Here is an 11,403-nt window from a genome sequence, read left to right on the forward strand (position 1 = left end):
CGTGAGCGAGGAGCAAGTCGGCAGAAGGCCCGTTGGCGAGGCCGTGCTTATCGCAGGACCGACCGCCAGCGGCAAGTCGGCGCTGGCGCTGGAGCTCGCGCTCGCCACCGGCGGTATCGTCATCAATGCCGATTCCATGCAGGTCTACCGCGATCTGCGCATCATCACGGCGAGGCCGACCCGTGACGAGGAAGCGCGCGCTCCGCACCGTCTCTACGGCCATGTCGATGCCGCCGTGAATTTCTCGGCCGGCGCCTGGGTTACTGATGCGGCCAAGTCGCTCGACGAGGCGCGCGCCGAAGGCCGCCTGCCGATCTTCATCGGCGGCACCGGGCTCTATTTCAAGGCGCTGACGGCGGGACTCTCGGTGGTGCCGCCCATCCCTGCCGAGGTGCGCGAGGACGTCCGCGCGCGGCTGGAGCGGAACGGGGCGGAGGCGCTGCATGCGGAACTCGCCGCCCGCGATCCGCGCGCCGCGGAGCGATTGAACCTGCGAGACCGCACCCGCATCGCGCGCGCACTCGAAGTGATTGAAGCGACCGGCCGGTCGCTGCTCGACTGGCACCGGGAGGGTCAGCCGCCGCTGCTGCCCAAGGACAGCTTTCGCGCCGTCTTCCTCGCGCCCGAGCGCGACGCGCTCTATGCCCGGATCGACGCCCGCTTCGATGCTATGCTGGAGGCCGGCGCGCTGGAGGAGGTCGAGCGGCTCGCCGCGAGGCAGCTCGATCCGCTGCTGCCGGCGATGAAGGCCCATGGCGTGCCGGCCCTGATCCGGCATCTGCGCGGCGAGCTCAGCCTTGAGCAGGCCGCCACCATCGGGCGTGGCGACACCCGCCACTACGCCAAGCGGCAATTCACCTGGTTCCGGCACCAATTGCCGGACTTCGCATGGGTCAGGCCGGAGGAGGCGAGGGGGTGGCTTGCGGCCGTCGTGAGGGCGGCGCGGGACGGCGGCTGACACACTTTCCCTCCGGGTTCCCCAATTTACCTCTCGCCGAACCCGGGGAACACCGCTACACTGCCAAAATCGCGCGGGAACGGCCGCATTGCCTTGACATCCGGGCTTTGGCCGCTATGTTTTGCGCAACCTTTGGGAAGCCGGGCACCTGCCATGCGTAACATTATTACCAAACTGCTTATCGCCGTCGTACCCAGGCACACCGCCGGGGATGGCTAGCTGCCATCCACATGACAGGCGGTGTGCATGGGCCCTCTTCGGGGCCTTTTTTATTTCCCAAACCCGACACGAACGAAGCCGCTGACAACAGCGCATCCGGAGCAAGCCAATGAGCGACAAGAGCCACGATCCGAACCAAATGACCGGCGCCGCGATGATCGTTCGCGCGCTCATCGATCACGGCGTGACTGACATTTTCGGCTATCCCGGCGGCGCGGTGCTTCCGATCTATGACGAGATCTTCCAGCAGAGCGAGGTCCAGCACATCCTGGTGCGCCACGAGCAGGGCGCGGGCCACGCCGCCGAGGGCTATGCGCGCTCGACCGGCAAGCCGGGCGTCGCGCTGGTGACGAGCGGCCCCGGCGCCACCAACATGGTGACGCCGCTGACCGACGCGCTGATGGACTCGATCCCGCTGGTCTGCATCTCCGGCCAGGTGCCGACGCATCTGATCGGCAACGACGCGTTCCAGGAATGCGACACGGTCGGCATCACGCGGCCCTGCACCAAGCACAATTGGCTGGTGCGGGACGTCAACGATCTCGCAAAAGTGCTGCACGAAGCCTTCTACGTCGCGACCTCCGGCCGTCCCGGCCCGGTGCTGGTCGACGTGCCCAAGGACGTGCAGTTCGCGACCGGCACCTATCATCCGCCGCGCAAGTCCGACGTGCACCGCTCTTACGCGCCGCGCGTGAAGGGGGATGCGACGCAGATCCGCAAGGCCGTCTCGCTGCTCGCGAACGCCAAGCGCCCCGTGATCTACAGCGGCGGCGGCGTCATCAATTCCGGCCCCGAGGCGACCAGGCTGCTGCGCGAGCTGGTCGAGGTCACCGGCTTCCCGATCACCTCCACGCTGATGGGCCTCGGCGCATACCCCGCGTCGGGCAAGAACTGGCTCGGCATGCTCGGCATGCACGGTACCTACGAAGCCAACATGACGATGCATGATTGCGACGTCATGTTGTGCGTCGGCGCGCGCTTCGACGACCGCATCACCGGCCGCGTCGATGCGTTCTCCCCTAGCTCGAAGAAGATCCACATCGACATCGACCCGTCCTCGATCAACAAGAACATCCGCGTCGACGTGCCGATCATCGGCGATTGCGGCAATATCCTCGGCGACATCCTGCAGGTGTTCAAGGCGGAGGCGAAGAGGCCTGACATCAAGTCGTGGTGGCAGCAGATCGCGCAATGGCGCGCCCGCAACTCGCTCTATTACAAGAAGAGCAACGACGTCATCCTGCCGCAGCACGCAATCCAGAGCCTGTTCGAGGCGACGCGCGGCAGGGACACCTACATCACGACCGAAGTCGGCCAGCACCAGATGTGGGCGGCGCAGTTCTACGGCTTCGAGGAGCCGCATCGCTGGATGACGTCGGGCGGTCTCGGCACGATGGGCTACGGCCTGCCGGCCGCGGTCGGCGTGCAGGTGGCCCATCCCGACAGCCTCGTCATCGACATCGCGGGCGATGCCTCGGTGCAGATGACGATGCAGGAGATGTCGACGGCGGTGCAGTACGAGCTGCCGATCAAGATCTTTATCCTGAACAACCAGTACATGGGCATGGTGCGGCAGTGGCAGCAGCTGCTGCACGGCAACCGTCTCTCGCATTCCTATTCGGAGGCGCTGCCGGACTTCGTCAAGCTCGCCGAGGCCTATGGCGGCGTCGGCATCCAGGTGCACAAGCCCGGCGATCTCGACGGCGCCATCCAGGAGATGATCTCGGTCAAACGCCCGGTGCTTTTCGACTGCCGCGTCGCGGCGCTCGAAAACTGCTTCCCGATGATTCCCTCCGGCAAGGCGCACAACGAGATGCTTTTGCCGGAGCAGGCGAATGACGAGGCGACCGCGAAGGCCTTCGCCGGCGGCAAGGCGCTGGTGTGACGAGAGAGATTTGAGGGGACGACAATGAACCAGCCCGCATCCGCCTACTTCATCGAAGAGCGCCACGATCCGAACGAGACCCACACGCTCGCCGTGCTGGTGCAGAACGAGCCCGGCGTGCTCGCGCGCGTCATCGGCCTGTTCTCGGGCCGTGGCTACAACATCGAAAGCCTCACGGTCTCCGAGACCGAGGCCCAGAAGCATCTGTCGCGCATCACCATCGTCACGACGGGCACGCCGATGGTGATCGCGCAGATCAAGAACCAGCTCGACCGCATGATCCCGGTCTACCAGGTCGTCGACATGACCCAGACCCGGCGTTCGATCGAGCGCGAGCTCGCCATGGTCAAGGTGCGCGGACAGGGCGAGCATCGCGTCGAGGCACTGAGGCTGGCGGATGCGTTCCGCGCCCGGGTGATCGACGCCACCACCGAGAGCTTTGTGTTCGAGATCACAGGCAATACCGACAAGATCAATCAATATATCGACCTGATGCGCCCGCTCGGCCTCGTCGAGGTGTCGCGCACCGGCGTTGCCGCGATCGGCCGCGGGCCTGAAGGGATGTGAATCATGCTGGCGCGCGACTGGTACTATAACGAGCGGAACCGGATGGGGATCGAGCCCGCTGTGGCCTCGATCTACGACGCCCACGACGATGCCGATCTGCGGGCGCGCGCCGCGCTGAAAATGCTGGGGGTCCAGCGCGGCTGGCGCATCGCCGATATCGGCTGCGGCAACGGCGTGCTGGCGACCGAAGCGGCGCTGATGGGCGCCGAGGTCGACGCCATCGACATCTCGCCGGCGATGCTGGCGCTTGCCGAGATCTACGCGCGCGATCGCAAGGCGCCCGTGCGCACCCAGTCCGCAGGCCTGCTCAGCTTCGCCTATCGGCCGGAATCCTACGATTTGATCGTCAGCGAATTCACGCTGCATCATTTGCCGGATTTCTGGAAGGCGGTGGCGATGTCGCGGATCTTTCGCGCGCTCAAGCCGGGCGCGACGTTCTATCTGCGCGACATCGTCTACGCATCGATGCCGGACGCGGTCGAGCGCGACGTCGAGCAATGGGCCGATTTCCAGATCAAGAACCACGATTTTTCGCGCGATGGCGTCGTCACGCACATGCGGGACGAATATTCCACCTTCGGCTGGGTGATGGAGCGGATGCTGACCGACGTCGGCTTCACGCTGGTCTCGGCCGATTACCACGCACCGATGCACGGCACCTATCTGCTGCGCAAACCAAGAGCCGGCGAGCAAGGCTAAAACGAACAACAACAGGACTGCACGACAGGGCAGAGCCGAGAACAACAATGAAGCCGGCCGATATCCTCATCGCCCTCCTGGTGGCGATCATCTGGGGGCTTGCCTTCGTGGCGAGCCGGATCGCGCTCGACGAATTCTCGCCGGAGCTGATGACGGCGATGCGCTTCGCCATTGCGGCGGCGCCGTGCCTGTTCATTCCGAAGCCCAAGGTCGCTTGGTCGCTCCTGATCGCGATCAGCTTCACGCTGTTCCTCGGCCAGTTCCTGTCCCAGGCCTACGGTATCGCCCATGGCGTGCCGGTCGGGCTGACCAGCGTCGTGGTGCAGAGCCAGGCACTGTTCACGATCGGCTTCGCCGCGATCGCATTCGGCGAGCGGCCGACGCCGGTGCAGACGCTCGGCATCGGCATCGCCGCAATCGGCCTCCTGATGATCTGCGGCACGGTCGGCTACGATTTCAGCGTCGCGGCCTTTGTGGTGTTGATGATCGCTCCGGTCTGCTTTGCGATCGGCAATCTTCTGCTGCGCGGGGCGCGCGGCGCGCCGATGTTCGATCTGTTTGCCTGGCTGTGCCTCACGGCCGCGGTGCCGCTCTTCGCGCTTGCGCTGGTCGTCAACGGGCCGGCGCCGACCCTCCAGTCGCTGATCCACATGTCGCTCACCGGCTTCATCTGCCTGCTGGCGATCGGCGCCATCTCCACCAGCATCGCCTATTGGCTGTGGGGCCGATTGCTGCGCGACTATCCCGCCGCGCAGGTGGTGCCGTTCGCGCTGCTGGTGCCGTTCGTCGGCTCGGCGGCCTCGAGCATCGTGTTCGGCGAGCGGTTCGGGCCCCTGCGGCTGGCCGGCATGCTGACGGTGATCGCCGGTATCGCCGTCATGGTGCTGGCGAAGCGGCCCAACGCGTTACCCGAAGAACCGTCGACGAAGACGGCGTGAGGTGAGCATGTCCCAGTCGCTGTTCTATGCCTTTCTCATCTTCATGGTCGTGATGTATTTCACGCCGGGGCCGAACAACATCATGCTGTTGTCGTCGGGCCTCACCTACGGCTTCCGGCGGACCATCCCGCACATCGTCGGCATCGTCCTCGGCTTCGCCTTCATGGTCGCCGCGGTCGGCCTCGGGCTCGGCTCGGTGTTCCTGGCCTATCCGATCCTCCAGACCATCCTGAAATATGCCGGCGCCGCCTACCTGATCTATCTTGCCGCCGCGATCGCCATGTCCGGTCCGACCAGGCCGGGGGAGGGAGATGGCCGAGGCCCGATGACCTTCTGGGGCGCGGCGATGTTCCAATGGATCAATGCCAAGGGCTGGGTGATCGTGATCGGCACCATCACCGCCTATGCGGCGATCGCCCAATTCCCGCTCAATATCGCGATCCAGACCCTGATCAGCCTGATCGTCGGCACCGTCTCGACCGTGGTCTGGGCCCTGTTCGGCTCCGCATTACGGCCGGTCCTGACCTCGGAGCGGCTGGTCCGCGCCTTCAATATTCTGATGGCGATCCTGCTGCTGGCTTCCCTCTACCCCGTTTTCATGGATGCATGATGTCGCGGATTTCCATGCAGAAACGGGTTTCCCTCTGGGGCCGAAATGCTCTAGACAGCCCCCGAAATCCGCAAATTTCACCCTTCGGACACTGACCATTGGCCGATTTTCGGCCCTGAACGAGGAAACGACCTATGCGTGTTTATTACGATCGCGACGCCGACCTGAACCTGATCAAGGGCAAGAAGGTCGCCATCGTCGGCTATGGCAGCCAGGGCCATGCCCATGCGCTCAATCTGAAGGATTCCGGCGTCAAGGAAGTCGCCATCGCGCTGCGCAAGGATTCGGGCTCGGTGAAGAAGGCGGAAGCCGCCGGCTTCAAGGTGATGGAAGTCGCCGAAGCCGCCAAATGGGCCGACCTCGTCATGATGCTGACCCCGGACGAGCTCCAGGGCGACATCTATCGCGATCACCTGCACGATAACATGAAGAAGGGTGCGGCGCTGGTGTTCGCGCACGGCCTCAACGTCCATTTCAACCTGCTCGACCCGCGCGCCGACCTCGACGTGCTCATGATCGCGCCGAAGGGTCCCGGCCACACCGTGCGCTCGGAATATCAGCGCGGCGGCGGCGTGCCCTGCCTGATCGCGATCGCCAAGGACGTCTCGGGCAACGCCCATGACCTCGGCCTGTCCTACGCGTCGGCCGTCGGCGGTGGCCGCGCCGGCATCATCGAGACCACCTTCAAGGAAGAGTGCGAGACCGACCTGTTCGGCGAGCAGGTCGTGCTTTGCGGCGGCCTGGTCGAACTGATCAAGGGCGGCTACGAGACCCTGGTCGAAGCCGGCTACGCGCCGGAGATGGCCTATTTCGAGTGCCTGCACGAAGTGAAGCTGATCGTCGACCTGATCTATGAAGGCGGCATCGCCAACATGAACTACTCGATCTCCAACACCGCCGAATACGGCGAGTACGTCACGGGTCCGCGCATCGTCACCGCCGAGACCAAGGCCGAGATGAAGCGGGTTCTCGCCGACATCCAGGGCGGCAAGTTCGCCCGCGACTGGATGCTCGAGAACAAGGTCAACCAGACCTCGTTCAAGGCGACCCGCGCCAAGCTCGCTCAGCACCCGATCGAGGAAGTCGGCGCGAAACTCCGCGACATGATGCCCTGGATCAAGAAGGGCGCGCTGGTCGACAAGTCGAAGAACTGAGCTTTGCGTCCCCCGGATGCAGCGCAGCACGCAAGTGGTGCGCTGCTGGTCCGGGGTTGCGGCTCCTGGGTCCCGGCTCTGCGCTCGCTTCGCTGCACTTGTCTGGGACACCGGTCACAATCCAAGGCATGATCGCGGGAACCTGAGGGAGAGGACCATGCGATCTGTCGTCGTCACCGGTGCGTCCACCGGCATCGGCTGGGCTACTGCAAAATTCCTGATCGGGCGCGGCTATCGCGTCTTCGGCAGCGTCCGTAAGCAGGCCGATGCCGATCGGCTGACGGCCGAGTTCGGCACCAATTTCTCTCCTCTGCTGTTCGACGTCACCGACGAAGCCGCCGTGCTGGCGGCCGCGCGGACGGCCCGCGAGGCGCTGGGCGGCGAGACGTTGGCCGGCCTCGTCAACAATGCCGGTGTCGCGGTCGCCGGCCCCGTGCTCGAATTGTCGGCCGACGATTTTCGTCGCCAGATGGACATCAACGTGATCGGCCCCGTCATCGCGACGCAGGCCTTCGGGCCGCTGCTCGGCGCCGACCCCTCGCTGAAGGGGCCGAAAGGGCGGATCGTGATGATCAGCTCGGTCGCGGGCAAGAACGGCAATCCGCTGTCGGCGCCTTATTGCACCTCCAAGCATGCCATCGAAGGCCTTTCCGAAAGTCTGCGCCGTGAATTGATGCTGTTCGGCATCGACGTCATCATCGTCGCCCCTGGCGCGGTGAAGACGCCGATCTGGAGCAAGGCCGAGGAGATCGATCTCTCCGTCTACCAGAACTCGCCCTACCTGCCGGCGCTGAACAAGGTCATGGCCTTCATGATGGACCTCGGCGCCAAGGGCCTGCCTGCGGAGCGGATCGCCGAGATCGTGTTCGAGGCGCTCACCGCGGCGAGCCCGAAGGTGCGCTATCAGATCACCCCGGACCCGATGCGGCATCTGATCGCGAGCGTGCTGCCGAAGCGGACGCTCGATCGCATCATCGCCAAGCGGCTCGGATTCCTGCCGCAGTAAAGATGGGCGCTTCAGCCCGCCGCGACGGTCTGCCCGCGTGGATGGCGGGCCATCGCGATCATGCGCAGCGCCATCACGATCAGGAGCGGAATGAGGAACGCGGCATAGAGCGGCATCGCCGGCGCGCGCTTGCCGAACGAGACCATGAACTGGAGCCAGAGATAATAACCGCCGGCAAGATGCAGTGTCCGCCAGGCGCGCGGTCCGATCAGCGCGGCGGCGCGGTCGAAGGAGGTCGCGCTCATGGCGATGATGACGGCATAGCCGATGCCGCCGAAGATGTAGGAGGCGGGTGAGGTCGCGGCCGCGAAGCCGACCGGGTCCATGTTGGCGAAGAGGATGATCGCGGCCGCGTGGATAGCGTGGGACGCGGCAAAGCTCAGGCCGAGATAGCGGCGGTTGCGGTGCTGCCAGCGCGTCCAGCCATTGGGCCACAGTCGCGCCAGCGCTGCGGCGCTGAAGGCGAGGCAGAACAGCAGCAGCGAGCTGCGCGCCGTGAAACGGATGACCATCCGCACGCCCTCGATCTCGAACTGCCGCATCGAGGCGATCCACAGGCTGAGGACCACCAGGCTGAGGGCGAGGGCGGCCAGCAGCCGCCAGCCTTCGAGCCAACCTTGACGTTGCGACATGATGCTTCCCTCCGCTATGTAATCACTGATTACATTTCGATGCTGCGCGTTGGTCAACGGTGTAATCGATGCTTACATTCACGTTCGGGTGATGCTAGGAAGCGCCCATGCCCGCCCGTCAACCGTCCAAGCCGCGTGCCCGCCGTCCCAGAGCCCAAGTCCGGCCGTATCACCATGGCGACCTCCGCCGCGTCCTGATTGATGCTGCGCTGCAGCTTGCGGCCGAAGGAGCGGAGGTCTCGGTCCGCGAGGCCGCCCGCCGGGCCGCGGTGTCGCCGGGTGCGCCGTTTCGGCACTTTCCGAACCGCGACGCCCTGATGGCGGCAGTGGCCGAGGAAGCGCAGCGGCGTTTTCGTGCGGAGATCGACGCGGCCCTGAGCGAGGCCCCGGCCGCCGCGCCGCTCGCCCGTTTCCGCGCCTTCGGCCTTGCCTACCTGCGCTGGGCCATGCGCAATCCCGCCCATTTCGAGATCATCTCCACTGGACGTTACTTCGTCCATGGCAGCTCCGCGGAACTGACGCGCGACAATGCCGAGCTGATCGCGCTGACCGAGGGGATCCTTGCTGACGCGGCGGAGCAGGGCCTGCTGCGCTCGGCGGACCTCAAGCGCATTCAGGTCGCCGGCCGCGCCCTGGTTTACGGTTTTGCCAGGATGAATCTCGACGGCCACTTTCCGCGCTGGGGCGTCGAGGCCGGTGAGATCGAGCGGATGGCGGAGGGCGTGCTGGATCTGTTCATCGCCGGCATCGCGAAATCCTGACGCCGCGGGCAACCGCCGCCGGTCTTTCTCCTCACCATGCGGGTCGGGCAGCGCTGACGCCTCGTCGCCCACCAGGATTAAGCGCCGGTCAAATCACGACACGCGTTGCCTGTCCTTGACCGTTCCGTTACAGTTTTATGACATGGTGCAGGCTTCCGGCTGCGCCGGAGGCCCTGGTCGTTTCGGGCCGGCCAGACGGCTTGGCATCACCGCACCGGACCAGAGTTGCGTGTCCTCGATGGCGTCCGCGCCCAATCCAGGTCCTTCTGCCACCACCGCCGTGCTGGCGAGCGTCGCCGCGCTCGGCATCTGGCGGCTGCTCGCCGTTGCCGCGCCGCATCTGGCCGCGCTCGCGCTGATGTACCAGACCGAGACCGATTTCGGCTCGCGCCTCTCCTTCGCGCTGGCCTGGGGCATCCTCAACTTCTTCTGGATCGCATTGCTGCGCCGGCCGGCGCTCTCGGGCGCGCTGTCGCTGACCATGGTGGTCGTGCTGGTGCTGCTGTCGCGGCTGAAGCACGACGTCGTGCAGATGACGGTCAACTTCATCGACCTGATGATGATCGACCGCGACACCGTCGCCTTCCTGTTCACGATCTTCCCGAATTTGCGCTGGTCGGTGATCCTGGCCGGCTTCGTCACGCTGCCGCTGATGTATGCGCTGTGGTGGCTCGATCCGTTCCGCATCCGCCGCCTGCCCGCGCTCGCCTGCAAGCTGGCCTGTCTCGCCGCACTGGTCGGTTATTCGCTCTATCATCCCGACGAGGCCTGGCGCGGCTATTACGACGACGGCTATCTGTCGAAGTTCTTCCGCTCCGGCGTCAGCTCGGTCTCCGATTTCGTGCAATACGGCTTCATGGAATCGGCCGCCGCGAGCAATGAGCGGCTCAACATGCCGCTGGTCGATTCCTGCCATCCCGCGGGCCGCCGGCCGAACATCATCATGATCCATGATGAATCGAGCTTCGACATCCGCGCCGCCGCCGGCATCAAGGTGCCGCAGGGCTATGGCAGCCACTTCAAATCTTGGGACGGCAAGCAGCGCACGTTCCTCGCCGAAAGCAATGGCGGGCCGAGCTGGTTCACCGAATACAACGTGCTCGCGGGACTCTCCTCGCGTTCGTTCGGCCGCTTCGCCTATTTCGTGACACGCATCGCTTCAAACCGCGTCGAGCGCGGCCTGCCGCTGGCGCTGCGCCGCTGCGGCTACGACACGATGTCGCTCTATCCCGCCTATGGCGGCTTCATGGCGGCGCGCAGCTTCCAGATGACGACCGGCGTCGAACGCTTCCTCGACTCCAAGGATCTCGGCGCCAAGGATGTCGAGCCCGACAGCTTCTTCTACGGCAAGGCGCTCCAGCTGATGGGCCAGCAGCCGCCGAACAAGCCGCTGTTCACCTTCATCTATCTCGGCGCCAATCATTTCCCCTGGGAGACGCGCTTCCGTCCCGACCTGCTGCCGAACTGGCGCGCGCCGGGCAACGTGGCGTCCATCGACGAATATCTGCGCCGGCAGGCGATGAGCGCCGAGCAGTACAAGGCGTTCGTCGCGGGGCTAAAGAAGACATTCCCCGGCGAGCCCTTCCTGATCGTGCGATACGGCGATCATCAGCCGGAGTTCGCGCCTGGGATCCTCGAGCCCGGGCTCGACGAGGGCGCCATCGGCAAGAGGCTCGACGCCTACGATCCGCGCCTCTATGCGACCTATTACGCGATCGATGCCGTCAATTTCGAGCCGGTGAAAAGTGATGCCGTGATGGACACGATCGACGGCCCCTATCTGCCGCTGGTCATCCAGGAGGCCGCGGGCATCCCGCTCGACCCGTCTTTTGCCGAGCAGAAGGAGATTATGCTCCGCTGCAAGGGCGTCTTCTACGCCTGCAGGGACGGCGCCGAAGCGCGGCGGCTGAACCGCCTCTTGATCGACGCGGGAATGATCCGGGGGCTGTAGCGCCGATAGCTACGTGCGTAGGG

At 65.2% G+C, this 11,403-nt stretch carries 11 protein-coding genes; 10 read left to right on the forward strand and 1 reads right to left on the reverse strand.

All coding sequences use genetic code 11. The features are described 5' to 3' along the window. The first annotated feature begins 1 nt into the window (after position 1). From miaA to RPS27_RS20995, 8 genes are all read left to right on the forward strand, one after another. Positions 2-958, forward strand: coding sequence for a tRNA (adenosine(37)-N6)-dimethylallyltransferase MiaA (gene miaA, locus RPS27_RS20960; protein ID WP_212067622.1), 957 nt, complete (start codon positions 2-4; stop codon positions 956-958). 328 nt (positions 959-1,286) lie between these two features. After that, on the forward strand, positions 1,287-3,062 hold the full coding sequence (locus RPS27_RS20965; RefSeq protein WP_259217095.1) for an acetolactate synthase 3 large subunit: 1,776 nt from the start codon (positions 1,287-1,289) through the stop codon (positions 3,060-3,062). A 24-nt stretch (positions 3,063-3,086) separates the two neighbouring features. After that, positions 3,087-3,629 carry an acetolactate synthase small subunit gene (gene ilvN / locus RPS27_RS20970; RefSeq protein WP_028145447.1) on the forward strand — a complete coding sequence of 181 codons (543 nt, stop codon included), beginning with the start codon at positions 3,087-3,089 and terminating at the stop codon, positions 3,627-3,629. Positions 3,630-3,632: 3 nt separating this feature from the next. Continuing rightward, positions 3,633-4,328 carry a class I SAM-dependent methyltransferase gene (locus tag RPS27_RS20975; RefSeq protein ID WP_194403845.1) on the forward strand — a complete coding sequence of 232 codons (696 nt, stop codon included), beginning with the start codon at positions 3,633-3,635 and terminating at the stop codon, positions 4,326-4,328. 47 nt (positions 4,329-4,375) lie between these two features. After that, entirely contained in the window at positions 4,376-5,266 is an 891-nt protein-coding gene (locus RPS27_RS20980; protein ID WP_212067609.1) for an EamA family transporter, read from the forward strand. A gap of 7 nt (positions 5,267-5,273) precedes the next feature. Next, positions 5,274-5,876: a LysE family translocator gene (locus RPS27_RS20985; RefSeq protein WP_194403843.1), complete on the forward strand. Its 603-nt coding sequence runs from the start codon at positions 5,274-5,276 to the stop codon at positions 5,874-5,876. A gap of 134 nt (positions 5,877-6,010) precedes the next feature. Continuing rightward, positions 6,011-7,030, forward strand: a complete 1,020-nt coding sequence (gene ilvC / locus RPS27_RS20990) for a ketol-acid reductoisomerase (RefSeq protein ID WP_194403842.1) — start codon at positions 6,011-6,013, stop codon at positions 7,028-7,030. Positions 7,031-7,187: 157 nt separating this feature from the next. After that, positions 7,188-8,036 (forward strand): SDR family NAD(P)-dependent oxidoreductase, encoded by an 849-nt coding sequence (locus RPS27_RS20995; protein WP_212067606.1) that lies wholly within the window; start codon positions 7,188-7,190, stop codon positions 8,034-8,036. An 11-nt stretch (positions 8,037-8,047) separates the two neighbouring features. Here the strand turns inward: RPS27_RS20995 and RPS27_RS21000 are convergent, their stop codons facing one another. Further along, entirely contained in the window at positions 8,048-8,668 is a 621-nt protein-coding gene (locus RPS27_RS21000; RefSeq protein WP_212067604.1) for a hypothetical protein, read from the reverse strand. Between the two features lie 107 nt (positions 8,669-8,775). On the opposite strand from RPS27_RS21000, the gene RPS27_RS21005 reads away from it, so the two are divergent. Then, a complete protein-coding gene (locus RPS27_RS21005; protein ID WP_212067602.1) occupies positions 8,776-9,429 on the forward strand; it encodes a TetR/AcrR family transcriptional regulator in 654 nt (217 codons plus the stop codon). 238 nt (positions 9,430-9,667) lie between these two features. Then, positions 9,668-11,380: a sulfatase-like hydrolase/transferase gene (locus RPS27_RS21010; protein WP_211416359.1), complete on the forward strand. Its 1,713-nt coding sequence runs from the start codon at positions 9,668-9,670 to the stop codon at positions 11,378-11,380. The last annotated feature ends 23 nt before the right edge of the window (positions 11,381-11,403 follow it).

Source organism: Bradyrhizobium sp. WYCCWR 12699, assembly GCF_032144035.1.
Classification (GTDB): domain Bacteria; phylum Pseudomonadota; class Alphaproteobacteria; order Rhizobiales; family Xanthobacteraceae; genus Bradyrhizobium.